The organism is Thioprofundum lithotrophicum (assembly GCF_055387065.1).
The window spans coordinates 37,939-60,392 of record NZ_AP042379.1; the positions used below are offsets into that span (position 1 = coordinate 37,939).

The following is a 22,454-nucleotide window of genomic DNA, read 5'->3' on the forward strand; positions in this document are numbered from 1 at the left end:
AGTTGGGTTGGTATCGTGTCTGGTGCGAAAGGCGAGACTCGAACTCGCACGGGTTGCCCCACTGGAACCTAAATCCAGCGCGTCTACCAGTTCCGCCACTTTCGCCGATGTTCAGGGAGGTTCCTGGCTTGAATGACAAAATTATACCGGTTGCCGCGGAGTCTGACACGCGCAGGCGACCGGTGCACAAAAAAAGGCCATCCTCAGGATGGCCTTTTTCAGGGATTGTTCTGGTGGGCCGTCAGGGACTCGAACCCCGGACCAAGAGATTAAGAGTCTCCTGCTCTACCAACTGAGCTAACGGCCCGCAAACCAAGGCCGCCTATTTCAGCACATTCACCGACAGGAGACAAGCCCGCGCCCCTGCCGGGGCGCGGGCGAAAGATGGGGTGGCTGATGGGACTCGAACCCACGACGACTGGAATCACAATCCAGGGCTCTACCAACTGAGCTACAGCCACCATTGCAAAAGGGGCAAGGGACGAGTGGCGAGGGACGAGGTGAGGCGACCCTGGCTTCGTTCCACGATGTTGTCTGGCACGCCCGGCAGGACTCGAACCTGCTACCCTCGGCTTAGCGTACCCGCTACCGCTTTCGCGGCTGCCCGCGGGGGGCATTTGGGGTCTGGACCATCTCTTCACCGTTGCAGGTGCTGCACGTATGGCCTCTACGGATCCCCGCGACGAACGGCTTCGCGCTCGGACGCCCTACCCCCGGCCTGCGCCGGGCCTTCGGTGCGCCCGGACCGTCGGCAGACGGCCACGGGTTTCCTCGGGATTACCATCAGCGCGATCTGTTAAGGCTTCCCCGATACAGTGCAGTCCACTCGGCGGGTTTCGTTTCCCCGCCGAGGCTCCTGGCACGCAGCAGGCTGCGTGGCTGAAGGCCGATGCTCTATCCAGATGAGCTACGGGCGCCTGATCACCGGCCGAAGCCGGAAGCGGGATTTTATGCCCCCCGCCCCCGAATTGAAAGCCCGGCTGTCTGGCGTTTCCGCCGACCGGCAACCCGGGCCGCTCCCGGGGAAGAAAATCGAAGCCCAGATCGCCTTTCCTCGCCCCTCGCCACTACGTTTGGTCGGGGTAGAGGGATTCGAACCCCCGACATCCTGCTCCCAAAGCAGGCGCGCTACCAGACTGCGCTATACCCCGCTGCCATTGCGGGCGATCCGCGACAGGAGCGCGATAATACGGACCGATCCGGCAAAAATCAATCGACCCGCTGCGGCCGGCCGCCCGGCGCCCTCTGGCACGGGGCTGCGAACCGTGCGATCATTCGCCCTCTTTTTTTCCGTCTTTTCGAGGTTCTGGTGGTTTCATGAGTGCGCAAATCATCGATGGCAAGGCGATCGCGGCCCAGCTCCGCAACCGTGTTCGCGAGCAGGTTCAGGCTCGCGTCGCCGCCGGCAAGCGCCCCCCCGGCCTGGCCGTGATCCTGGTCGGCCGGGATCCGGCCTCCGAGGTCTACGTGCGCAACAAGCGCCGGGCCTGCGAGGAGGTGGGCATCGTCTCCTTCGCGCACGATCTGGACGAGTCGATCAGCCAGGAGGCCCTCCTGGCCCTGATCGAGGAACTCAACCGCGACGAGCGGGTGGACGGCATCCTGGTCCAGCTGCCCCTGCCCATGCACATCGACACGGAGACGGTCATCGAAACCATCCGTCCCGACAAGGACGTGGACGGTTTCCATCCCTACAACGTGGGGCGCCTGGCCCTGCGGGTGCCGGTGCTGCGGCCCTGCACTCCTCGCGGGGTGATGGCCCTGCTCGAGTCCACCGGCCAGCCCATCCGCGGCCAGGACGCGGTGGTGGTGGGCGCCTCCAATCACGTGGGCCGGCCCATGGGCCTGGAGCTGCTGCTGGCCGGCTGCACCGTGACCACCTGCCACCGCTTCACCCGGGATCTGCCCGCCCACGTGGCCCGCGCCGACATCGTGGTGGTGGCCGTGGGCAAGCCGGGGATCGTGCAGGGCGAGTGGATCAAGCCCGGCGCCGTGGTCATCGACGTGGGCATCAACCGCACGCCGGAAGGCAAGCTGGTGGGCGACATCGAATTCGACACGGCGCGGGAGCGGGCCGGCTGGATCACTCCCGTGCCGGGCGGCGTGGGCCCCATGACCGTCGCCACCCTGCTGCAGAACACCCTGGAGGCGGCGGAACGCTTCCACGACTGACAGGCGGTTGAAAAACCGCGTTTTTCAACCGCCTGTCAGGGATCACTCCCGCCGCCAGGTGGTTCCTTCAGGCCCGTCTTCCAGTATCACCCCCTGTTCGCGCAGCGCATCCCGAATCCGGTCCGACTCGGCAAAATCGCGGTTTTTCCGCGCTTCGGTGCGCTTTGCGATCAGGGCTTCGATTTCCTCGTCGGACAGCCCCCCGGCGGCCGGACCACCGCGCAGGAAGGCTTCCGGATCCTGATACAGGAGGCCGAGCAGGCCGCCGAGCCGGATCAGCAGCGCGGCGAGCCGGCCGGCCTCGCCGGGATCGTCGGTCCGGACGCGGTTGATGGCATGCGCCAGCTCGAACAGGACCGCCAGCGCCTCGGGGGTGTTGAAATCGTCGTCCAGGGCGGCGAGAAACTTCTCCGCCAGGGGCTCGTCCAGATCGGCCTCGCCGGCCGGTTCGATGCCTCGCAGGGCGGTATAGAGGGTGGTCAGGGCGCCCTTGGCGTTTTCGAGCTGCACGTCGGAATAGTTGAGCGGGCTGCGGTACTGGCTGGTGAGAATGAAATAGCGCAGCACCTCCGGCTGATAGCGGGCCGTCACCTCGCGGATGGTGAAGAAGTTGCCCAGCGACTTGGACATCTTCTCCTCGTCCACCCGCACGAAGCCCACGTGCATCCAGACGTTGACGAAGGGCTCGCCGGTGGCCGCCTCCGACTGGGCGATCTCGTTCTCGTGGTGGGGGAACTGCAGATCCAGGCCGCCGCCGTGAATGTCGAAATGGTGCCCCAGGCAGTGGGTGGACATGGCCGAGCATTCGATGTGCCAGCCGGGCCGGCCCGGCCCCCAGGGGGAATCCCAGCTCGGCTCACCGGGCTTGGCGGCCTTCCAGAGCACGAAATCCAGGGGATCGGCCTTGGCCTCGTCCACCGCCACCCGGGCCCCGGCACGCAGATCCTCGGGATTCTTGCCCGAAAGCTGGCCATAGTGCTCGAAGCGGCTCACGTCGTAGTAGACGTCGCCGTTGTCGGCCCGGTAGGCGTAACCCTTGTCCAGCAGGGTCTGGATCATCTCGATGATGTCGGCCATGTGGCGGGTGGCGCGAGGCTCGAAGGTCGGCGGCAGCACGTTCAGGGCCTCGGCGTCCCTGTGCATCTCGTCGATGTACCGGGCCGTGAGGGTATCGATGTCCACGTGGCGCTCGTTGGCCCGCTGGATGATCTTGTCGTCGATGTCGGTGATGTTGCGCACGTAGGTCACGTGCTCGGGCCCGTAGAGATGGCGCAGGTAGCGGAACACCACGTCGAACACCACCAGCACCCGGGCGTGGCCGATGTGGCACATGTCGTAGACGGTCATGCCGCACACGTACATGCGCACGTTTTCGGGATCGATGGGCCGGAAGGGCTCGAGCCGGCGGGTCAGGGAGTTGTGAATCTTCAGCATGCGGGTCCCCGGCAAGGAAAAGGCGCTAGTGTACCGGCATCCGGGAGCAGGCTCCAGATTCCCCGCTTTCCCCGCCGCGGCAAACCCATTATCATCCTGCCATCCCGAATCTGCGAAAACGGTACCCGCCATCATGAAACGACTCACCCGATTCCTTCTGCTGGGCCTGGCCCTCACTCTCGCCCCGGCCCTCCAGGCCGCCGACCACCCCCGCGTCAAGGTGGACACCAGCCTCGGCAGCTTCGTTCTCGAACTCTATCCGGAGAAGGCGCCGAAGACCGTGGCCAACTTCCTGCGCTACGTGCGCGAGGGTTTCTACAATGGCACCCTCTTCCACCGGGTAATCGACGGCTTCATGATCCAGGGTGGCGGCTTCACGCCCGACTACCAGCGCAAGCCCACCCGCGCCCCCATCCCCAATGAGGCCGACAACGGCCTGAAGAACACCCGGGGCACCATCGCCATGGCCCGCACCATGGATCCCCACTCGGCCACCGCCCAGTTCTTCATCAACGTCAAGGACAACCCCTTCCTCGACCACACCAGCCCCACCCCCCGCGGCTGGGGCTATGCGGTGTTCGGCAAGGTGGTCGAGGGCATGGACGTGGTCGACAAGATCAAGAGCGTGGACACCGGCCCCGGCGGCCCCTTCCCCAAGGATGCACCGCGCGAACCGGTGATCATCGAAAAAATGACCCTGCTCAACGACCCCGCCCCTGCGGCCCCCAAACCCTGATTCCGAGGCAACGCTTTCATGATCAAACTGCACACCAACCACGGCACCATCGTCCTCGAACTCGACGCCGACAAGGCGCCGCAGACGGTCGCCAACTTCCTCCAATACGCGAAGGAAGGCTTCTATGACGGCACCATTTTCCACCGTGTCATCGACGGCTTCATGATCCAGGGCGGTGGCATGGAGCCCGGCATGCGGGAGAAACCCACCCGCGCCCCGATCAGGAACGAGGCCGACAACGGCCTGTCCAATGCCCGTGGCACCATCGCCATGGCCCGCACCCCCGACCCCGACTCGGCCACCGCCCAGTTCTTCATCAACGTGGCCGACAACGACTTCCTCGATCACCGCGCCCCCACCCCGGAAGGCTGGGGTTACTGCGTATTCGGCAAGGTGGTCGAGGGCATGGACGTGGTGGACAAAATCAAGGGCGTGCCCACCACCACCCGGGGCTATCACCAGGACGTGCCCGAGGAAGACGTGATCATCGAATCGGTGGAAGTCGAGGAATAGGTTACAAGGTCGATGGGGACAAATCTCCGTTACGAGTTCCACGACATCTTCCTGTTCCAAGGTTCCAAGGGCTAGGCCGGCTCAAGCGCAGCGGAGCCGGCAAAATCGTGTCATCCCGACATGGCGGCTCCGCTGCGCTTGAGCCGCCCTACGGCGGAAGTCTCCAAAAGTGAAATCCAGTCGTGCCCTTGTAGGTCGGCCTTCAGGCCGACATGTCGGGCTAAAGCCCGACCTACAGCGCCGATTTTTTGCAACGATCTGGTTAATAATATTTTGGCGCCCTGGTAGATAGCTGTTCCGAAATACCGATCAATCTTCACTACAGGCACGAAGCCCTCATGGCTACCCTCTTCATCTCCGATCTGCACCTCAGCGAGCAACGCCCGGCCATCGGCGAGGCCTTCATCGGCTTCCTGGAGGGCGCGGCCCGCGAAGCCGAGGCGCTGTACATCCTCGGGGATCTGTTCGAGGTCTGGCTGGGCGACGACATGGTCCTGCCCGCCTACGCCCAGGCCATCGAGGCCATGCACCGGCTGGCCGACGCCGGCGTGCCCCTCTACGTGATGCACGGCAACCGCGACTTCCTGCTCGGCGAGGCCTTTACCGCCATGAGCGGCGCCACCCTGCTCGCCGAACCCCACGTGGCGGATCTCTACGGCACCCCCACCCTTCTGCTGCACGGCGACACCCTGTGCACCGACGACGTGGAATACCAGCGCTTCCGGGCCATGGTGCGCAATCCCGACTGGCAAGCGGACGTGCTGGCCAAATCGCCGGAAGAACGCCTGGCCCTGGCCCGGCAGTTCCGGGAAATGAGCATGAGCGAGATGGCCGGCAAGAGCGAAGCCATCATGGACGTGAACGCCGAGGCCGTGGCCAGCGCCTTCCGCGAAGCCGGTGTGCGCCAGATGATCCACGGCCACACCCACCGCCCCGCCATCCACGATCTCGAGCTGGACGGCCAGCCGGCCCGGCGCATCGTCCTCGGCGACTGGTATGAACAGGGCAGCGTGCTCGAATGCGATACCGAAGGCTGCCGGCTGCGGGCGTTGTAGAAGCGGATTTCTTTCCGAAGCGAGATGGAAAGAACACGGAGGACACGGAGGCACGGAGAACACGGCGTTTGTTTTGATTGGAAAACAAACTGGGTATCAAACCAGATTACGTGTATTAGTTCAGACCCGATCTGACACCTCACAGTTGAAAAAGTGAGGGTTACCGGTTTTGATGGGGGTGCGAACCCAACCCAATCAAAACACGACGGAGGTAACCCTCATGTTGCATAGTAGCGAACGAATCATCAAACACAAACTCGGCTTGCTGAATCTGGCCGAGGAATTGGGAAACGTCTCTCGAGCCTGCAAGATCATGGGGCTGTCCCGAGATACCTTCTACCGGTATCAGAAAGCGGTCGAGGAAGGCGGAATCGATGCCCTGCTGGAGCCGGACCGTCGGCGCCCGAACCCCAAGAACCGGGTGGCGCCGGAGGTCGAAGAGGCGGTGGTGGCGTATGCCATTGATTTTCCGGCCCATGGCCAGGTCCGAGTCAGCAACGAACTGCGCAAACGGGGGATCTTCGTCTCCCCCACCGGCGTGCGCAGCATCTGGCTGCGCCACGAGCTGGCCAACTTCCGGAGCCGCCTGAAGGCCCTGGAGGCGAAGATGGCCGCCGAAGAAGGGCTGATTCTGACGGAAGCCCAGGTCCAGGCGTTGGAGAAGAAGAAACTCGACGAGGAGAACCACGGCGAGATCGAAACTGCCCATCCCGGCTACCTGGGCTCACAGGATACCTTCTACGTGGGCACCCTCAAGGGGGTAGGCCGTATCTACCAGCAGACCTACGTGGACACCTACGCCAAGGTGGCCCACTGCAAGCTGTACACAACCAAGACGCCGATTACGGCCGCCGACCTGCTGAATGACCGGGTACTGCCCTTCTACGAAGCCCAGGGCCTGCCTGTCCTGCGGGTCCTCACTGACCGGGGTACCGAATACTGCGGCAGGCCCGACACCCATGACTATGAGCTGTTCCTGGCGGTCAATGATATCGACCACACGAAAACCCGGGCCAAATCTCCGCAGACCAACGGGATCTGCGAGCGGTTCCACAAGACCATTCTCCAGGAGTTCTATCAGGTGACCTTCCGGAAGAAACTCTATGAGAATCTGGCATCGCTCCAGGCCGACCTGGATGAATGGCTGGAGTACTACAATACGGAACGAACCCACCAGGGCAAGATGTGTTGTGGGCGTACCCCCATGGCAACGCTGGAGGACGGCAAGAAAATCTGGCAGGAGAAGTTCGTAGGCTGAGCTTGACCTGACAGTCGCCCCCGGAAAAACCGGTAACTGTCAGATCAAGTCTGAACTACTACAGATTACGGGTGTTGTGCGTCTGTCTGGTAGGCGTGCCTGTTTTATGCGGGTGATCCGCTATTTTGAAAACAGCCATTTGGGTCAGCCTCATTCGCTATGGGCTTGAGGTGGCTCGCAACCTGCCGAAAACAGAACCTCCGTGTTCTCCGTGCCTCCGTGTCCTCCGTGTTTCTTCCACCCAACCCAACATCAGCCTATTTCCAGAGATCCACATGAATCCCCTGCGCTTCCAGGCGGTCGGCACGGGCCGCGATGTAGCGCTGGAAGTTGGGCTGCTTGCGGTAGGCGCCGGAGGCCACGTAGTCGAGTGACGACTGCAGGTGGAAGGCGCGCAGGTAGGCTTCGGTGCGGAAGGCTTCCTTGCCGCCGTCCACCATCACCAGGGTGGGCGTGAACTTGACGTTCATGGCCCGGGCCAGCTGACGGGCGGTAGTCTTGCGTCCCTGCAGATCCACCAGCGGCATGTCGGACCAGATGTCCAGGCGCACGACGTTGAAACGCGCGAGCTGCTTGCGGGTGTCGGGGCGCTGGAAGATGTCCTGGTGGTATTCGTCGCAGGTGCGGCAGACTTCCTGCTCGAACAGGATCAGCAAGGGCTTGTCGGCCTTCGCCAGGCGGGCCAGATCGTAGGGCGGGGGCAGGATCCACGGTTCCGCATGCAGCTTGCCGGTGGCCTTCACCGGATTCTTCCGGGCATAGTACTCGGGGAAGGACAGGCGTTTCTCCAGCCCCTGCGCGGTATAGTCGAGCGCGGCCTCGAACTTGTCCGGCGGGTAGTAGCCATTGATCCGCAACGCCACCTGGCCCTGGGGATTCAGGATCAGGATGGTGGGCGTAAACATGATCTTCCACTTCTCGGCAAACCGCTTCTCGGTCAGCACCTCCCCGTCCAGATCGGTGACCTCCCGGTCTCCCCACATGTTGATGGCGATCACGTCGAAATGCTTGCGGGTCTTGTCCACGATGGATCGGGTGCTGAAGTTGACCCGCAGCAGCTTGGCGCAATAGGGGCAGCCATCCTGATAGAAATAGAGCATCACCCGCTTGTTCGCCGCCCGGGCCTCCGCCACGTCTTCGCCAAGGTCGAGAAACGAGTTCTTGAACCATTCGGGCTTCTCCTCGTAGCCGGGATTGACGAAACCGGCCTCCAGACTGGACTCGGGGCTTGCCGCATTTGCCGCCCCGGCAAGAATCAGCCACAGGGCGGTCAGCCAGCGGCCAAGGGGGTGCCGACTCGGGGTGATTTCCGGGTTGTGCTGGGTCATGATCTCCTCCGCAGGCGTTACCGGCGCCCCCCACGGGCGCCGGTTTCCAGGATTTCAGACTCGAAACGCGCCGCAAAGTGCCGACATTTTTTTGACAGATTGAGGCGCAGAATGAGATAGTATTTGCAAGTTGTTGTTTTTGATTGCGTTTTTAAAATGCTCACTTTTGGCACGCAATTCGCATGTTATGCGCTACCACGTGTGAACAACAGGGTGCCGACTATGGCCACACATATCAATACCGACAATCAGGACGCTTCGCTGGCTTCCTCGGCCGATCTCGCCGCCGATCTGGGCCACCTGGGCGTCGCCCCGGACGAACTCCAGCAGACCCTGAAACTGGCTGGCCTGTTGCAGACCTCGCTCGAGCTGGAGACGGTGCTGAACTATTTCCTTGAGGCGGCGGCCGAACGGTTCCGCTTCGACGGCGCCGCGTTCACCTATCCGCCGCTCGAGGCCGAGCTGCAATTCGGCTCCCGCCGGGCCCACACCTGCGCCTACCGCCTGAAGCTGGCCGGCGAGTACCTGGGTGAGCTGGTCTTCAGCCGCCGAGATCGCTTCGCGGAAAGCGAACTGCAGACCATCGAAAACCTGCTGAGCCAGCTCATCTACCCGCTGCGCAACGCCATCTGGTACCAGCGTGCCCTGCGTTCGGCCCAGATCGATCCGCTCACCGGCATCAACAACCGCACGGCCATGGACAACATGCTGGCCCGCGAGGTGGATCTGGCCCACCGCAACCAGACGCCCCTGTCGCTGATCGTCGCCGACATCGATTTCTTCAAGGCCATCAACGATCAGTATGGCCACGCCACCGGTGACGAAGTGCTCCGCCAGTTCAGCCAGACCATCAGCGAGAACCTGCGCAGCTCCGACATCGTGTTCCGCTATGGCGGCGAGGAATTCGTGATCCTGCTCACCGGCACCAACCGCGAGGACGCCGCGCTGGTCGCCGAGCGGATCCGCGGGGCCGTGGAACAGGTCACCTTCGACTGTGAACGGGGCCGGCTGAAGCTGACCGCCAGTTTCGGCGCCGCCAGCCTGACGCCGGGCGACAGCCCCGAGGATCTGTTCCGCAAGGCGGACGCCGCCCTCTATCAGGCCAAGGAAGCCGGACGCAACTGCGTGGCGAGCCACCAGCCGGAACTGCGTATTCAGGAAGCCAACGGCTGAAAACGGGAAACCGGTCACGTTTCGCGGCCGCACGGGCCCAAACGAGCGGTTATACTCAGACCGTGGCCGACGGAGAGGAGACAGGCGGATGGACTATCTGCACCAGCTGGAGAAGATCCTCGAATCGAAGTACCGGATCATCACCATCGAATCCTATGACACTGATCGGGTCATGGATCTGTTCATCCAGGTGAGCCGGTTCAGCAACAAGGCCTTCTACCAGGCCCCGCCCGAGGAAGGCATGCGCCGGATCGGCGCGGATCACATCGTGATCCCCCGCACCCAGACCGGCACCGAGAAACTCAGGTACATCGAGAACAGCAAGCACTACGGGGTGTACATCCTGCGCGACTTCGACGCGGAGCTGGAGAAGAAGGCCAACATCGAACTGCTCAAGGCGATCGCCACCGGCAGCACCCCGAAGGTGGTGATCCTGCTCAGCGAATACCTCAACATTCCCCGCGAGCTGAAACCCTACATCCTGCGCTCCAAGCACCAGCTCAAGAAAGCCGGCTGATCGCCGGCTGTTCTGGCGCTTATTTCACCACCTTCCAGCTGCCGTCCGGCTGGCGGCAGGCCGTGCCGTACACTTCCTGTCGCTTGCCGCCGATCACGGCATCCAGCGTGAATTCGCGGCAGGGGCCCTCGGCCGTCTCGAAGGTGCGGGTGGGCGTGACCGTGTAGCGGTAACCCGTATCGGGATTGACCCAGGTGGAGGACTGGTGGGTGCGGTTCTTCTCCAACACCAGGGAGGTGCGCATCCGATCCTGCTCGTCCATGTAGCGCCCGATGGTGGAACCGATGGCCGCACCGGCCATGGCGCCGAGGATGATGGCCAGCCCCCGGTCGTGTTTCCCGGCCACGGCTGCGCCGAGCGTGGCGCCGATGGCCGCACCGGTGACGGCACCGGCCTCCTCGCGGGTGGCGCAACCGCCGAGCGCCACGGCCAGCCCCAGAAACCCCGTCAACAGCAAGGCACGCATGTTCATCTTCCCCTCCTGGAATAGCGAGTGAGTATTTCAGGTTATGGGCACCGCTCGGCGGCGTTTCAAGCCCGGCGGCGGCGAACAGCCCGGCGGCGGGCTGGCGTCTGGCGAGACTTCCTGCGGGCGGGCGAACGACTCTGGCGCACCTCGGCAGGCAGCCCCGCGAGGCGGCGCAGTTCGGCCACTTCCGCGGGAGACAGTTCGCGCCACCTGCCGGGCCGCAGGGCCCGCCCCAGTTCCACGTTGCCGTAGCGCACCCGGATCAGACGGCTGACGGCGTAGCCCAGGGCTTCCCACAGGCGGCGGACCTCGCGGTTGCGCCCTTCACGCAGCACCACGTGATACCAGTGGTTGCTGCCGCTGCCCCCGGCATCCTGGATCCGCTCGAAGCGGGCGAGCCCGTCTTCCAGCTCCACGCCCGCTTGCAGGGCCGCCAGATCCTCGGGCCTGACCTCGCCCAACACGCGCACGGCGTATTCACGCTCCACCTCGCGCGAGGGATGCATGAGCCGGTTGGCCAGTTCGCCGTCGGTGGTCAGAAGCAGCAGGCCGGAGGTGTTGAGATCCAGGCGTCCGATGCCGATCCAGCGGCCGTTGGGCAGGGGGGGAAGATGATCGTAGATGGTGGGCCGGCCTTCGGGATCCTTGCGGGTGCACACCTCGCCCACCGGCTTGTGATAGGCGATGACCCGGGCGCGGGGGGTGTGCCAGAGATGGGTGAGGCCCTTGCCGTCGAGGGTGATCCTGTCGCGGGGGCCGATCCGATCGCCGAGCCGGGCAGGCTTGCCGTTGACCCGGATCCGGCCCTGCACGATCCAGCGTTCCACCTCGCGGCGCGAAGCCAGGCCCGCGCGAGCCAGCACCTTCTGGATCTTTTCGTCCATGGCCAGGGTCAGCGTTCGGCCGTCAGAGGGGCGCTTTCCTCCTCGGCGGTTTCCGTCGCTTCCGCACCGGCCGGCATCTCGCCGGCCGGTCCGGTCTCCTCCCCCACTGGCGCTTCCACGGCTTCGGCTTCGGCTTCGGCTTCGGCTTCGGCTTCGGCTTCGGCTTCGGCTTCGGCTTCGGCTTCGGCTTCGGCTTCGGCTTCGGCTTCGGCTTCGGCTTTCAGGATGTCGCCTTCGCCGCCGGCCTGTCCAGGCTCATCCGTGGCTTCTTCGCCGGTCGCGGCCTCGGGGCCCTCCCCGCCTTCCGGCGCTTCCAGCGCCAGTTCAGCGTTGATGGCGTCGATGTCGCGCAATTCGGCCAGTGGCGGCAGATCCTGCAGGCTCTTGAGGTTGAAGTAGTCGAGAAAGGCACGGGTGGTGGCGTAGAGGGCCGGTTTGCCGGGCACGTCGCGGTGCCCGACCACCTTGATCCAGTCCCGCTCCAGGAGGCTCTTGATGATCTGGCTGCTGACGCTGACCCCGCGCACCTCTTCGATCTCGCCGCGGGTGATGGGCTGGCGGTAGGCAATCAGCGCCAGGGTCTCGAGAGTGGCTCGGGAATAGCGGGCCGGCTTCTCTTCCCAGAGGCGGGACACCCACTGGCCATACTGTTCCCGCACCTGGAAGCGCCAGCCGCTGGCGACCTCCCGCAGCTCGATGCTGCGATCGGCGCAGTCGCCGGCAATCTCTTCCAGCGCGGCCCGGATGGCGTCCCGATCGGGGCCGCTCTCCTCCGGAAACAGGCCCTGCAGCTGCTTGAGGCTCAGGGGCTCGTCGGCCGAGAACAGGACGGCCTCGATGATCCGCTTCAGTTCGGGTTCGTTCATGACTCGTTTCCGTCGGTTTCCGCCTCGACCGTGCCGGTGGCGACGGCCTTGACGTGGATCGGGCCGTAGGCTTCCGTCTGCACCAGCTCGATCAGGCTCTGCTTGATCAGCTCCAGCAGGGCCAGCAGGGTCACCACCACGCCGCTGCGCCCCTCTTCCACCGTGAACAGCCGGCCGAATTCGATGAAGCGATCGCTGCGCACCCGATCGAGCACGATGGACATGCGTTCCCGCACCGACAGCGGTTCCAGCGTGACGTGGTGGTGCTCGTACATGGCGGCCCGCCGCATCACGTCACGGAAGGCGTCGAGCACGTCCTGCAACCGCACTTCCGGCGGCTTGCGCACCGACTTCAGCTCGGGCGCCGCCACGGCGGTGGGGAAGATCTCGCGCCCCACCCGCGGCAGGCGATCGATGTCTTCGGCGGCCTGCTTGTAGCGTTCGTATTCCTGCAGTCGGCGCACCAGTTCGGCGCGGGGATCACCCTCTTCTTCCTCGGCTTCGGCCGGGCGGGGCAGCAGCATGCGCGACTTGATCTCGGCCAGCATGGCGGCCATCACCAGGTATTCGCCGGCCAGTTCCAGATGCAGATCCTTCATCACCTCCACGTATTCCATATACTGGTGGGTGATCTCGGCGATCGGCAGATCGAGGATGTCGAGGTTCTGGCGCTTGATGAGGTACAGCAGCAGATCCAGCGGGCCCTCGAAGGTCTCGGCCAGAAACACCTCCAGCGCATCCGGCGGGATGTAGAGATCCTTGGGCAGGGTGGTGATGGCCTCCCCCTGCACCACCGCGAAGGGCATCTCTTCCTGCCGGGGCGGGGCGGCCTCCGCGACGCTCTCTTCGCTGCCTGTCATCCGTTGCTCCGATTCCCGCCTCAGCGGTATTCCAGCCCCATGGCCTGCCGCACCTCGATCATGGTCTGGCGCGCCACGTCACGGGCCTTCTCCGTGCCCTCGCTGACGATGTTGCGCACCAGGCCGGGATCCTGTTCGTATTCCTTCGCCCGCGCCTGGATGGGTTCCAGCTCGGCCCGCACCGCCTCGATGACGGGCGCCTTGCAGTCCAGGCAGCCGATGCCGGCGGTGGTGCAGCCTTCCCGCACCCATTGCCGGGTCTCTTCGTCCGAGTATACCTGATGCAGTTTCCACACCGGACAGTTTTCCGGATTCCCCGGATCGGTGCGCCGGACGCGGGCAGGATCGGTCGGCATCTTGCGGATTTTGTCGGCGATCTGGTCGAGATCTTCGCGCAACGCGATGGTGTTACCGTAGGACTTGGACATTTTCTGACCATCCAGCCCCGGCATCTTCGATGCCGGCGTGAGCAGCGCCTCGGGCTCGGGCAGGATGATCCGGCCGCCGCCTTCCAGATAGCCGAACAGGCGCTCCTTGTCGCCCAGGGTGAGATTCTGCTGACCCTCGAGCAGGGCGCGGGCCGTGGCCAGGGCCTCCTCGTCGCCCTGTTCCTGGTATTTCCTGCGCAGGCTGTTGTAGAGCTTGGCGTTCTTCTTGCCCATCTTGCGGATCGCCGCCTCGGCCTTCTCCTCGAAGCCGGGTTCGCGGCCATACAGATGGTTGAAACGCCGCGCCACCTCGCGGGTCAGCTCCACGTGCGCCACCTGGTCCTCGCCCACCGGCACCAGGCCCGCCTTGTAGATCAGAATGTCGGCGCTCTGCAGCAGCGGATAGCCGAGGAAGCCGTAGGTGGCCAGATCCCGGTCGCGCAGCTTTTCCTGCTGATCCTTGTAGCTCGGCACCCGCTCCAGCCAGCCCAGGGGCGTCATCATGGACAGCAGCAGGTGCAGCTCGGCATGCTCCATCACCTTCGACTGGAGGAACAGGGTGGCCGAACCGGGATTGACCCCCACCGCCAGCCAGTCGATGACCATCTCCCACACGCTGGGGGCGATGATCTGCGGATCCTCGTAGTGGGTGGTGAGGGCGTGCCAGTCGGCGACGAAGAAATAACATTCGTACTCGTGCTGCAGGCGCACCCAGTTCTTGAGCACGCCGTGATAGTGCCCCAGGTGCAGGGCACCGGTGGGCCGCATGCCGGACAGCACGCGCGGTGGCTGGTTGGGCAAGGTGTTCAATGGAGGCTCCCGGAAACAGGCCGCGGCGGTGGCCGCGTGACGGACGGTTTCATGCAGACCGTATCGGTTTTCATTCGTGGAAGAGGCCGGGATTATACCGTGATTGCGGAATCGGCTCGACCGCTTCCTTCATGCCTCGAACGGCCCCGGATCGCCCTTGCCACGGCGCACCACCTGGGGCAGGTCGCCGGTGAGATCGACCACGGTGGTGGGTTCGAGGTCGCAGTAGCCGCCGTCGATGACGAGATCCACCTGGTGTTCCAGGATTTCGCGGATTTCGTAGGGGTCGGTCAGGGGCATCTCTTCGCCGGGGAGGATCAGGGTGCTGCTCATGATCGGCTCGCCGAGTTCCTCGAGCAGGGCCCGGACGATCCGGTTGTCGGGGATGCGGATGCCGATGGTGCGCCGCTTGGGATGGAGCAGACGCCGGGGCACTTCGCGGGTGGCGGGCAGAATGAAGGTATAGGGCCCGGGCGTGTGGGCATTGATCAGCCGGTAGGCGGTGTTGTCCATCTTCGCGTAGGTGGCGGCCTGGGACAGATCCCGGCAGACCAGGGTGAAGTTGTGCTTGTCGTCCACCCGGCGGATTTCCCGGATTCGGTCCAGCGCCTTCTTGTCGCCCAGGTGGCAGCCCAGGGCATAGGCCGAATCGGTGGGATAGACGATCACCGCGCCCTGGCGCAGCATTTCCACCGCCTGGCGGATCAGCCGCGGCTGGGGATTGTCGGGGTGGATCTGGAAGAACTGGCTCACGAGGCCTCCGCGGCCGGCAACAGCCCGGTGGCCGCCTGCCAGGCGGTGCTGTGCCAGAGGGGCCGGCAGCCCTCGGGCAGGGCCGGCAGGCGGCCCAGTTCGTACCAGGCGTTCTCGGGGCCGTGGAAATCGGAGCCGGCCGAGGCCAGCAGACCGAACTGGCGGGCCAGGTGGGCCATGCGCAGATTGTCGTCGTGGCTGTGGCTGCCGGAGACCACCTCGAGGCCGGCGCCGCCCAGTTCCCGGAAGGTTCCCAGCAACTGGCGCAGGCGGGTGGCGCTGAACCGGTAACGGGCGGGATGGGCGATCACGGCCAGGCCGCCCGCTCCCCGGATCCAGCCCACGGCCTCCTCCAGGCTGGCCCACTGGCCCGGCACGTGGCCCGGCTTGCCCTTGACCAGAAAACGGCGGAACACCTGACGCACGTCCTTCGCCTGCCCCTGCGCCACCAGAAACCGGGCGAAATGGGTGCGGCTGAGGATGGCGCCCTTGCAGAAGCGGCGGGCGCCCTCGAGGGCCCCGGGGATGCCGTGCTTCGCCAGGCGGCGGGCGATTTCCGCGGCCCGCCAGTCGCGGAAATCCCGCAGGCGCGCCGTGCCGGCGGCCAGATCGGCGTCCGCCGGATCGATGCCGAGCCCGACGATATGCACCGTCTGGTGGCTCCAGGTGACCGACAGTTCGATGCCGGGCACGAAGCGCACGCCGGTGCGCCGGGCCTCGGCGGCGGCCTCCGTGAGCCCTGCCGTGGCATCGTGATCGGTCAGGGCCAGCACGTCCACCCCGCGGGTGGCGGCGCGACGCACCACGGCCGCTGGCGCGAGCGTGCCGTCGGAAGCGGTCGAATGACAGTGGAGATCGTGGCAGGGCGTGGACATCGGGGCATTATACCGGCAAACCGGCCCCTGCCGGTGGCCGCCGGCTGTGGTAAAGTGGCAGCCGATTTCCCCTTTTCGCCGCAGGAGCCGCTTCAAGCCCGCCCATGGCCCAAGCCAATCTGGACATCGATCTGCCGGAGCTGATCCAGGCCATGCTGGACGTGTGCGCCACCCTGCAGCAGACGGCGGCGCGCAGCGAACGAACCGTGTCCCTGCCGCCGCTGGCACCGGTGTGCGAAAGCCTGCGCCACTTCACCGCCCTGCTCGAGCATCTGGAGCAGACCCCGCCCAGCGGCGACAGCGACTTTCGCGAACTGTCACGCACCGGCTTCGCCCTGCTCGAACAACTGCTGGCCTGGGCCGATGCCCTGGAATACCGCGACATGCGCGAGGCCCTGGACGAGATCATCGTCACCTGGGGCGTGTGGGCGGCCCGCCACCTGGGGCCGCTGCCGCTGGCGGAACCTCTGGTGGATTCGCTGTCCAAGGTAGCCAACAGCCACCAGGATCCGGCCTTTCTCGCGGAGCTGACCCACGTCTACCGGGAAATCGTCGAAGCGGTGGATCCGGCCATCCGCGCCGACCGGGATCGCAGCGATCCGGCCCGCCCCTGGCGGATCCTCAATCTCAACTACGGCATCGTGGCCACCCGCAGCCATCAGCCGGAGATCATGGAACAGGCCTTCGAGCAGCTCCTGCACCGGCTGCCCGAGGACGCGCCGGGCTTCTTCGAGGAGGGCATGCAACAGATGGCGGCCAGCGGCTATCCCGAACCTGTGCGGCGGATCATGGAAAAATACTACCGGCTGACCAACCATCCGACCCTGCACTGACTGTTTTCCCTGCCCATGAAACTGCTATTCGATTTCTTCCCCATCCTGCTGTTCTTCCTTGCCTACAAGCTCTACGGCATCTACGTGGCCACGGGCGTGGCCATGGGCGCCTCGCTGCTGCAGGTGGGCGTGTACTGGCACCGCCACCGGCGTTTCGAGAAGATGCACCTGATCACCCTGGCGCTGATCCTGGTGCTCGGCGGCGCCACCCTGCTGTTCGAGAACAAGACCTTCATCATGTGGAAGCCCACGGCGGTGAACTGGGCCTTCGGCCTGGCCTTTCTGGCCAGCCACTTCATCGGCCAACGCACCCTGGTGGAGCGCATGATGGGCCATGCCATCGCCGTGCCGGCCACGGTGTGGAAGCGGCTCAACTTCAGCTGGGTGGTCTTCTTCGTGCTCATGGGCCTGGCCAACCTGTACGTGGCCGGTTTCTATTTCGAGGCCGAACGGGCCCTGTTCACCGCCGCCGGCACGGCCCTGGACGTGGACACCTGCCTGAGTACCCAGCAGGGCGAACTGTTGCGCCTGTGCCAGCGGGCCCATGCGGCCGAGGAAAGCTGGGTCAACTTCAAGCTGTTCGGCATGCTGGGCCTGACCATCCTCTTCATCCTCGGCCAGGCCGTGTATCTGGCCCGCCATGCCAAACCGGTGGACGCCGAACCGAAAGACACCCCCACCGCGGAACTCGGCGCGGAAAAGGAGCACTGAATGCTGTACGCCATCATTGCCGAAGATCAGCCGGACAGCCTCGAACGCCGTCTGGCGGCGCGTCCCGATCATCTTGCCCGGCTCCAGGCCCTGCAGGCCGAAGGCCGCCTGATCCTGGCCGGGCCGCATCCGGCCATCGACAGCGAGGATCCCGGCCCGGCCGGCTTCAGCGGTTCGCTGGTGGTGGCCGAGTTTCCTTCCCTCGAGGAAGCCCGCGCCTGGGCCGACGCCGATCCCTACGTGGCCGCCGGCGTCTATGCCCGGGTGACCGTCAAACCCTTCAGGAAAGTGCTGCCCTGAAATCCCCCTCCATACGTCAACCAGGAACCCGAGACACATGCACAAGACCACACGCACCCTCATCGCCACCGCCCTGCTCATGGCCCTGCCCCTGGCCGCGCCCGTCCAGGCCGCCGGGGACAAGCCCGTGGCCACCGTCAATGGCAAACCCATTTCCCAGAAGGTCTACGAGATGTATCTGCGCCAGCGTCAGCGCGAAGCCGGCAAGAGCCATCAGACCGTCAACCGCGACCAGGTCATCAATGAACTGGTGAACCGGGAACTGCTGTACCAGGACGCCGTGAAAAACAACGTGGCCAAGGATCCGGACGTGCAGTTCGCCATCGAACAGATGAAGCGCAACATCCTGATCCAGGCCAACGTCCAGCGGCTGAGCAAACAGCATCCCATCGCCGATGCCGACGTGAAGAAGGAATACGACAAGGCCGTAAAAGCCATGAGCGGTCAGGAGTTCAAGGCCCGTCACATCCTGCTCAAGACCGAGGACGAGGCCAAGGCCGTGATCAAGGAACTGGACAACGGCGCGGTGTTTGCCGAGGTAGCCAAGGCCAAGTCCACCGGCCCGAGCGCCAGCGAAGGCGGCGATCTGGGCTGGTTCAAGCCCGATCAGATGGTGCCGGAATTCGCCAATGCCGTGAAGAAACTCAAGAAGGGCCAATACACCCGCACGCCGGTGAAGACCCAGTTCGGCTGGCACGTGATCAAGCTGGAAGACAGCCGCAAGGCCACGCCGCCGGCCTACGACCAGGTGAAGGGCCAACTCAAGTCGATGATGCGCACCCGGCAGCTTCAGGAATACGTCGGCAAGCTGCGCCAGCAGGCCAAGGTGGAGATCAAGAAGTAGCACATCGCCACATCGGTCGCGAAAAAGGGGATGCTGCAGCATCCCCTTTTTGTTTGGTGCCGACCTGTCGGGATGACCCTATTGCCGGTTCTCCCCCTGATGCAGGCCGGCTCCGCTGCGCTTGCGCTGGCCTACCGCGGTTTGAAGGTGAACGACTGGCCGCCGATGGCGGCCTCGTACATCAGCCCTCCCTTGGCCAGGGTGAAGACCGCCACCCCGTCGCTGTAGTCGGCCTTGGCCGAGGCGCCGGCGGTGATGGCCACGGCCGAGGCTTCGGCCGTGAACTCGAGCCTGTCGGATCTGAAGCGGTCGAAAGCCGCCTTGTCCTTGAAGAAGATCAGCTCGGCGAACACCTGGCCACCAAGCTGAAAACCGATGGTGGCCTGGAACAGTCTGGCCCGGCCGATGACCTTGCCCTGGCGGTACACCAGGCCGCTGCCATAGGCCCCGCCGATGCCGATCCCGCCCTTGCCCACATGGGGAAAGATGGCGTAGGCGTAGGCCGCATCGAAGAACCGCTTGAGCCCCGGATCCTTCTTCAGGAACAGGGCCTTCGCCTGTTCGGCGGCCTTGCGTTCCTTTTCCGCCTTGCCGGGATCCCAGCCGGCCCGGGTCGGCAGCGTCAGGGCCAGCAGCAGGGAAAGGATCAACAGTCGTCCCATCATCCGGTGCATGCGATTCTCCTCGTCTCGGGGTTGTGGCGGTACGCGGCTTGTCAAACGGCGCCGTGCTCGCGCAGCAATTGGAGGAAGGCCTCCTCGTCGAGCATGGTCACGCCCAGTTCGCGGGCCTTGTCGGCCTTGCTGCCCGGGTCCTCGCCCACCACCACGTAATCGGTCTTGCGCGAGACGCTGCCGCTGACCTTCGCGCCCAGCCGGCGCAGGCTTTCCTTGGCCTCGTCGCGGGTCATGCTGGCCAGGGCGCCCGTGAGCACGAAGGTCTTGCCGGCCAAAGGCAGTTCTTCCGGTTTTCTCGGCGTGATGTCAGGCCAGTGCACCCCCGCCTCGCGCAGACGGCGGATCACCTCGCGATTGTGTTTCTGGGCAAAGAACTGGCGGATGCTGGCCGCCACCGCCGGCCCCACGTCGGGCACCGCCATCAGGTCTTCCTCGCTGGCCGCCATGAGCGCTTCCAGGCTGCCGAAATGCTCGGCCAGGGTCTGGGCGGTGACCTCGCCCACGTCGTGGATGCCGAGGGCGTAGAGGAATCGCGGCAACGTGGTGGCCTTGCTCTTCTCGAGCTGGGCCAGGAGGTTGTCGGCCGACTTGGGGCCCATGCGCTCGAGGGCCACGAGCTGTTCCTTCGTCAGCTGGTAGAGATCGGCGGGGTCCTTGACCAGCCCCTTGTCCACCAGTTGATCGATGAGCTTGGTGCCCAGGCCTTCGATGTCCATGGCCCGGCGCGAGGCGAAGTGCTCCAGCGCCCGCTTGCGCTGGGCCGGGCAGTACAGGCCGCCGGTGCAGTAGGTCACGGCCTCCCCCGGGGGGCGATAGGTGGGCGAGCCGCACACCGGGCACTTGTCGGGCAGATGGAACTTGCGCAGCCGGCCCCGGCGGCGGGACTTGACTACGCTGACAATCTGCGGAATCACGTCGCCGGCGCGGCGCACCACCACGTAGTCGCCGATCCGCACGTCGAGGCGATCGATCTCGTCCTGGTTGAACAGCGAGGCGGAAGTCACCGTCACCCCGCCGATGCGCACCGGCTCGAGCTTGGCCACCGGCGTGAGGGCGCCGGTACGCCCCACCTGCACCTCGATGTCGACCACCTTCGTGATCTCTTCGTGGGCCGGAAACTTGTGGGCCAGCGCCCAGCGCGGGGCGCGCGCCACGTAGCCCAGGCGCTCCTGCCAGTCGAGCCGATCCACCTTGTAGACCACACCGTCGATCTCGTAGGGCAGACTTTCGCGCTTTTCCAGCATGGCCCGGTGATAGGCCAGACAGCCGTCGATGCCCTCGACCACCTTGCCTTCGCGGTTGATGGGCACGCCCCACTCGCGCAGGCGCTGCAATATCCGGCTGTGCCGATCCGGGAGTTCCCCCCCTTCCACCTTGCCGAGGCCGTAGGCGAAGAAGGTCAGGGGCCGGCTGGCCGTCACGCGCGGGTCGAGTTGGCGCAGGGAGCCGGCGGCGGCGTTGCGGGGATTGGCAAAGGTCTTCTCGCCCTTGCGCCGCTGCTCGGCGTTGAGTTTCTCGAAGCCTGCCTTGGTCATGATCACCTCGCCGCGCACCTCCAGCACCGGCGGCCAGCCCTCGCCCCGCAGATGCAGGGGAATGGCCTTGATGGTACGCACGTTGGCGGTCACGTCCTCGCCGCGATAACCGTCACCGCGGGTGGCGCCCTGCACCAGACGGCCGTCCCGGTACAGCAGGCTGATGGCCAGGCCGTCGAGTTTCGGCTCCACGGCATAGTCGATCACCGCCACGCCCAGCAGCTCCCGGGCGCGGCGATCGAACTCGATCGCTTCTTCGTCGGAAAAGGCGTTGTTGAGCGAGAGCATGGGCACCTCGTGGCGCACCTCGCCAAACGCCTTGAGCGGTTCGGCCCCGACCCGCTGGGTGGGGGAATCGGGGGTGATCAGTTCGGGATAGCGGGCCTCGAGTTCCTGCAGCTCGCGCAGCAGGCGGTCGTATTCGGCGTCGCTGATTTCGGGCTGGTCGAGCACATAGTAGAGATAGTTGTGGTGCTCGATCTCCTTGCGCAGCGCTTCCACGCGCTGTTTGACCTCGGCCGGTACGCTCATGAACCCGGGCTCCGGTGCTGGCGCAGGTTGGCCATTTTCTGACGGAAGCGGAAACTTTCGATGCTTTCCTTCAGGTGGCCGATGGTCTGCAGGGTGAGCACCGAACGGGATTCGTCGCACAGCTCGCCATCGAGCCGTTCGGCCAGGGCCCGGCCGAGCTGCAGCACCCTGTCGAAGGCGGCCCGCCCTTCCAGCGGCCCCGGCAGTTGCATGAACAGGGACAGGCCCGGCGTTTCCAGCTCGGCCATGTGCTCGATGTCGAAGCGCCCCGGCTCCACCGTGTTGGCCACGCTGCACAGGGGCCGGCTCTGTGCCGCCCCCTCGGGCCGATAGTGGAAGATGTTCATCTCGCCGAACACGAAACCGGTCTCGCGCAGGGCATTGAGAATGTCGAGGCCGTGAAAGCGCTGCGGGGCGCGGGCCATGACGTTGAGGGCGATGATCAGCACTTCGCCGTCGAGGGGATCGGCGTCGGGAATGGCGCTGATGGGGCCGATCCCGTCCACGTCCGGCTCGTCGGCATCGGCGGCGCGCAGGCCGAGCGATTCCGTGTCCTCGAGCGGGGCCGAGAGGTGCTCCATCTCGTCCGGGGCCGACGGCTCACGGCGCCGGGCCAGCCAGTCCTTGATGCGCGACAGGATCATGGGTATGCGATTCTCGCTCCGGTAATGCAGAACCAGCCCGCCGATCAGCAGCAGGCCCAGCACCAGCAGGATGACACGCAGCTCGTCCATGCCGTCTCGCCTCCCGGTCGGTATTTATGCATGGTCGAATATCCAATCCGTCTCAGATACATCCTTGATGCCGGAGAGGTGTTTCGTGACCGTCGACCGCAGGAATGCGATCGTCGAGCCTACAGGGATGTATACACGGTGTGTCACGCAACGCCTCT

At 65.0% G+C, this 22,454-nt stretch carries 23 protein-coding genes and 4 tRNA genes; 11 read left to right on the top strand and 16 right to left on the bottom strand.

Going from position 1 to position 22,454, the window contains the following annotated elements; all coding sequences use genetic code 11:
• Positions 1-20: 20 nt before the first annotated feature.
• The 4 genes from ACZ5BH_RS00170 to ACZ5BH_RS00185 all read right to left on the bottom strand — a co-directional run bounded on the left by ACZ5BH_RS00170 (position 21) and on the right by ACZ5BH_RS00185 (position 1,151).
• Positions 21-105 (bottom strand) — tRNA-Leu (locus tag ACZ5BH_RS00170).
• A 126-nt stretch (positions 106-231) separates the two neighbouring features.
• Positions 232-307, bottom strand: a tRNA-Lys gene (locus ACZ5BH_RS00175).
• Positions 308-385: 78 nt separating this feature from the next.
• Positions 386-461: transfer RNA gene (locus tag ACZ5BH_RS00180), tRNA-His, on the bottom strand.
• A gap of 613 nt (positions 462-1,074) precedes the next feature.
• Positions 1,075-1,151, bottom strand: a tRNA-Pro gene (locus tag ACZ5BH_RS00185).
• A 166-nt stretch (positions 1,152-1,317) separates the two neighbouring features.
• Between ACZ5BH_RS00185 and folD the strand changes: the two genes are divergently transcribed.
• Positions 1,318-2,172 carry a bifunctional methylenetetrahydrofolate dehydrogenase/methenyltetrahydrofolate cyclohydrolase FolD gene (gene folD, locus ACZ5BH_RS00190; protein WP_464889923.1) on the top strand — a complete coding sequence of 285 codons (855 nt, stop codon included), beginning with the start codon at positions 1,318-1,320 and terminating at the stop codon, positions 2,170-2,172.
• Between the two features lie 42 nt (positions 2,173-2,214).
• Here the strand turns inward: folD and cysS are convergent, their stop codons facing one another.
• Complete coding sequence (gene cysS / locus ACZ5BH_RS00195; protein WP_464889924.1) at positions 2,215-3,606, bottom strand: cysteine--tRNA ligase; 1,392 nt, start codon at positions 3,604-3,606, stop codon at positions 2,215-2,217.
• 133 nt (positions 3,607-3,739) lie between these two features.
• On the opposite strand from cysS, the gene ACZ5BH_RS00200 reads away from it, so the two are divergent.
• From ACZ5BH_RS00200 to ACZ5BH_RS00215, 4 genes are all read left to right on the top strand, one after another.
• Complete coding sequence (locus ACZ5BH_RS00200; RefSeq protein WP_464889925.1) at positions 3,740-4,342, top strand: peptidylprolyl isomerase; 603 nt, start codon at positions 3,740-3,742, stop codon at positions 4,340-4,342.
• An 18-nt stretch (positions 4,343-4,360) separates the two neighbouring features.
• Positions 4,361-4,855, top strand: a complete 495-nt coding sequence (locus ACZ5BH_RS00205) for a peptidylprolyl isomerase (protein ID WP_464889926.1) — start codon at positions 4,361-4,363, stop codon at positions 4,853-4,855.
• A gap of 338 nt (positions 4,856-5,193) precedes the next feature.
• Complete coding sequence (locus ACZ5BH_RS00210) at positions 5,194-5,910, top strand: UDP-2,3-diacylglucosamine diphosphatase (RefSeq protein ID WP_464889927.1); 717 nt, start codon at positions 5,194-5,196, stop codon at positions 5,908-5,910.
• A gap of 220 nt (positions 5,911-6,130) precedes the next feature.
• Complete coding sequence (locus ACZ5BH_RS00215; RefSeq protein ID WP_464889278.1) at positions 6,131-7,168, top strand: IS481 family transposase; 1,038 nt, start codon at positions 6,131-6,133, stop codon at positions 7,166-7,168.
• A 257-nt stretch (positions 7,169-7,425) separates the two neighbouring features.
• Here ACZ5BH_RS00215 and ACZ5BH_RS00220 read toward each other — a convergent pair whose 3' ends face one another.
• Positions 7,426-8,496 carry a thioredoxin family protein gene (locus tag ACZ5BH_RS00220; protein WP_464889928.1) on the bottom strand — a complete coding sequence of 357 codons (1,071 nt, stop codon included), beginning with the start codon at positions 8,494-8,496 and terminating at the stop codon, positions 7,426-7,428.
• Positions 8,497-8,718: 222 nt separating this feature from the next.
• On the opposite strand from ACZ5BH_RS00220, the gene ACZ5BH_RS00225 reads away from it, so the two are divergent.
• Both ACZ5BH_RS00225 and ACZ5BH_RS00230 read left to right on the top strand, forming a co-directional pair.
• Positions 8,719-9,669: a GGDEF domain-containing protein gene (locus ACZ5BH_RS00225; protein ID WP_464889929.1), complete on the top strand. Its 951-nt coding sequence runs from the start codon at positions 8,719-8,721 to the stop codon at positions 9,667-9,669.
• 88 nt (positions 9,670-9,757) lie between these two features.
• Positions 9,758-10,186: a hypothetical protein gene (locus ACZ5BH_RS00230; protein ID WP_464889930.1), complete on the top strand. Its 429-nt coding sequence runs from the start codon at positions 9,758-9,760 to the stop codon at positions 10,184-10,186.
• Positions 10,187-10,205: 19 nt separating this feature from the next.
• On the opposite strand, the gene ACZ5BH_RS00235 is transcribed toward ACZ5BH_RS00230, so the two are convergent.
• The 7 genes from ACZ5BH_RS00235 to ACZ5BH_RS00265 form a co-directional block, all read right to left on the bottom strand.
• Entirely contained in the window at positions 10,206-10,652 is a 447-nt protein-coding gene (locus ACZ5BH_RS00235; protein ID WP_464891226.1) for an RT0821/Lpp0805 family surface protein, read from the bottom strand.
• A 65-nt stretch (positions 10,653-10,717) separates the two neighbouring features.
• Positions 10,718-11,539, bottom strand: coding sequence for a 23S rRNA pseudouridine(2605) synthase RluB (gene rluB / locus ACZ5BH_RS00240; RefSeq protein ID WP_464889931.1), 822 nt, complete (start codon positions 11,537-11,539; stop codon positions 10,718-10,720).
• Positions 11,540-11,547: 8 nt separating this feature from the next.
• Positions 11,548-12,405, bottom strand: coding sequence for an SMC-Scp complex subunit ScpB (gene scpB, locus ACZ5BH_RS00245; RefSeq protein WP_464889932.1), 858 nt, complete (start codon positions 12,403-12,405; stop codon positions 11,548-11,550).
• On the bottom strand, positions 12,402-13,265 hold the full coding sequence (locus ACZ5BH_RS00250; RefSeq protein ID WP_464889933.1) for a segregation and condensation protein A: 864 nt from the start codon (positions 13,263-13,265) through the stop codon (positions 12,402-12,404). Before ACZ5BH_RS00250 ends, scpB begins: the two co-directional genes overlap by 4 nt.
• Positions 13,266-13,285: 20 nt before the next feature.
• Complete coding sequence (locus ACZ5BH_RS00255; protein WP_464891227.1) at positions 13,286-14,461, bottom strand: tryptophan--tRNA ligase; 1,176 nt, start codon at positions 14,459-14,461, stop codon at positions 13,286-13,288.
• Between the two features lie 171 nt (positions 14,462-14,632).
• A complete protein-coding gene (locus ACZ5BH_RS00260; protein WP_464889934.1) occupies positions 14,633-15,256 on the bottom strand; it encodes an L-threonylcarbamoyladenylate synthase in 624 nt (207 codons plus the stop codon).
• A complete protein-coding gene (locus ACZ5BH_RS00265; RefSeq protein WP_464889935.1) occupies positions 15,253-16,131 on the bottom strand; it encodes a PHP domain-containing protein in 879 nt (292 codons plus the stop codon). The genes ACZ5BH_RS00260 and ACZ5BH_RS00265 overlap by 4 nt, the downstream gene beginning before the upstream one ends.
• Positions 16,132-16,235: 104 nt before the next feature.
• Here ACZ5BH_RS00265 and ACZ5BH_RS00270 point away from each other — a divergent pair, with 104 nt between their 5' ends.
• The 4 genes from ACZ5BH_RS00270 to ACZ5BH_RS00285 are packed head-to-tail and all read left to right on the top strand — an operon-like array spanning position 16,236 to position 18,819.
• A complete protein-coding gene (locus ACZ5BH_RS00270; RefSeq protein ID WP_464889936.1) occupies positions 16,236-16,964 on the top strand; it encodes a hypothetical protein in 729 nt (242 codons plus the stop codon).
• 15 nt (positions 16,965-16,979) lie between these two features.
• A complete protein-coding gene (locus ACZ5BH_RS00275) occupies positions 16,980-17,675 on the top strand; it encodes a septation protein A (protein WP_464889937.1) in 696 nt (231 codons plus the stop codon).
• Complete coding sequence (locus ACZ5BH_RS00280; RefSeq protein WP_464889938.1) at positions 17,676-17,975, top strand: YciI family protein; 300 nt, start codon at positions 17,676-17,678, stop codon at positions 17,973-17,975.
• Between the two features lie 37 nt (positions 17,976-18,012).
• Positions 18,013-18,819 carry a peptidylprolyl isomerase gene (locus ACZ5BH_RS00285; RefSeq protein WP_464889939.1) on the top strand — a complete coding sequence of 269 codons (807 nt, stop codon included), beginning with the start codon at positions 18,013-18,015 and terminating at the stop codon, positions 18,817-18,819.
• Between the two features lie 131 nt (positions 18,820-18,950).
• Here ACZ5BH_RS00285 and ACZ5BH_RS00290 read toward each other — a convergent pair whose 3' ends face one another.
• Genes ACZ5BH_RS00290 through zipA form a run of 3 tightly spaced genes read right to left on the bottom strand, consistent with a single transcriptional unit; the run spans position 18,951 to position 22,296 of the window.
• A complete protein-coding gene (locus tag ACZ5BH_RS00290; RefSeq protein ID WP_464889940.1) occupies positions 18,951-19,493 on the bottom strand; it encodes a lipid-binding SYLF domain-containing protein in 543 nt (180 codons plus the stop codon).
• Between the two features lie 41 nt (positions 19,494-19,534).
• Entirely contained in the window at positions 19,535-21,562 is a 2,028-nt protein-coding gene (ligA, locus tag ACZ5BH_RS00295; protein ID WP_464889941.1) for an NAD-dependent DNA ligase LigA, read from the bottom strand.
• Positions 21,559-22,296 (bottom strand): cell division protein ZipA, encoded by a 738-nt coding sequence (gene zipA, locus ACZ5BH_RS00300; RefSeq protein ID WP_464889942.1) that lies wholly within the window; start codon positions 22,294-22,296, stop codon positions 21,559-21,561. Before zipA ends, ligA begins: the two co-directional genes overlap by 4 nt.
• Between the last annotated feature and the right edge of the window lie 158 nt (positions 22,297-22,454).

What these genes read in the sequence shown, in the direction of transcription:
- ACZ5BH_RS00280 (WP_464889938.1), top strand. Translation starts at nt 17,676, where the DNA reads ATGCTGTACGCCATCATTGCCGAAGATCAGCCGGACAGCCTCGAACGC.
- ACZ5BH_RS00265 (WP_464889935.1), bottom strand. Translation starts at nt 16,131, where the DNA reads ATGTCCACGCCCTGCCACGATCTCCACTGTCATTCGACCGCTTCCGAC.
- ACZ5BH_RS00235 (WP_464891226.1), bottom strand. Translation starts at nt 10,652, where the DNA reads ATGCGTGCCTTGCTGTTGACGGGGTTTCTGGGGCTGGCCGTGGCGCTC.
- ACZ5BH_RS00270 (WP_464889936.1), top strand. Translation starts at nt 16,236, where the DNA reads ATGGCCCAAGCCAATCTGGACATCGATCTGCCGGAGCTGATCCAGGCC.
- ACZ5BH_RS00290 (WP_464889940.1), bottom strand. Translation starts at nt 19,493, where the DNA reads ATGCACCGGATGATGGGACGACTGTTGATCCTTTCCCTGCTGCTGGCC.
- scpB (WP_464889932.1), bottom strand. Translation starts at nt 12,405, where the DNA reads ATGAACGAACCCGAACTGAAGCGGATCATCGAGGCCGTCCTGTTCTCG.
- ACZ5BH_RS00200 (WP_464889925.1), top strand. Translation starts at nt 3,740, where the DNA reads ATGAAACGACTCACCCGATTCCTTCTGCTGGGCCTGGCCCTCACTCTC.
- ligA (WP_464889941.1), bottom strand. Translation starts at nt 21,562, where the DNA reads ATGAGCGTACCGGCCGAGGTCAAACAGCGCGTGGAAGCGCTGCGCAAG.
- ACZ5BH_RS00285 (WP_464889939.1), top strand. Translation starts at nt 18,013, where the DNA reads ATGCACAAGACCACACGCACCCTCATCGCCACCGCCCTGCTCATGGCC.
- cysS (WP_464889924.1), bottom strand. Translation starts at nt 3,606, where the DNA reads ATGCTGAAGATTCACAACTCCCTGACCCGCCGGCTCGAGCCCTTCCGG.
- ACZ5BH_RS00220 (WP_464889928.1), bottom strand. Translation starts at nt 8,496, where the DNA reads ATGACCCAGCACAACCCGGAAATCACCCCGAGTCGGCACCCCCTTGGC.
- zipA (WP_464889942.1), bottom strand. Translation starts at nt 22,296, where the DNA reads ATGGACGAGCTGCGTGTCATCCTGCTGGTGCTGGGCCTGCTGCTGATC.
- rluB (WP_464889931.1), bottom strand. Translation starts at nt 11,539, where the DNA reads ATGGACGAAAAGATCCAGAAGGTGCTGGCTCGCGCGGGCCTGGCTTCG.
- ACZ5BH_RS00250 (WP_464889933.1), bottom strand. Translation starts at nt 13,265, where the DNA reads ATGACAGGCAGCGAAGAGAGCGTCGCGGAGGCCGCCCCGCCCCGGCAG.
- ACZ5BH_RS00275 (WP_464889937.1), top strand. Translation starts at nt 16,980, where the DNA reads ATGAAACTGCTATTCGATTTCTTCCCCATCCTGCTGTTCTTCCTTGCC.
- ACZ5BH_RS00205 (WP_464889926.1), top strand. Translation starts at nt 4,361, where the DNA reads ATGATCAAACTGCACACCAACCACGGCACCATCGTCCTCGAACTCGAC.
- ACZ5BH_RS00255 (WP_464891227.1), bottom strand. Translation starts at nt 14,461, where the DNA reads ATGCGGCCCACCGGTGCCCTGCACCTGGGGCACTATCACGGCGTGCTC.
- folD (WP_464889923.1), top strand. Translation starts at nt 1,318, where the DNA reads ATGAGTGCGCAAATCATCGATGGCAAGGCGATCGCGGCCCAGCTCCGC.
- ACZ5BH_RS00225 (WP_464889929.1), top strand. Translation starts at nt 8,719, where the DNA reads ATGGCCACACATATCAATACCGACAATCAGGACGCTTCGCTGGCTTCC.
- ACZ5BH_RS00215 (WP_464889278.1), top strand. Translation starts at nt 6,131, where the DNA reads ATGTTGCATAGTAGCGAACGAATCATCAAACACAAACTCGGCTTGCTG.
- ACZ5BH_RS00210 (WP_464889927.1), top strand. Translation starts at nt 5,194, where the DNA reads ATGGCTACCCTCTTCATCTCCGATCTGCACCTCAGCGAGCAACGCCCG.
- ACZ5BH_RS00230 (WP_464889930.1), top strand. Translation starts at nt 9,758, where the DNA reads ATGGACTATCTGCACCAGCTGGAGAAGATCCTCGAATCGAAGTACCGG.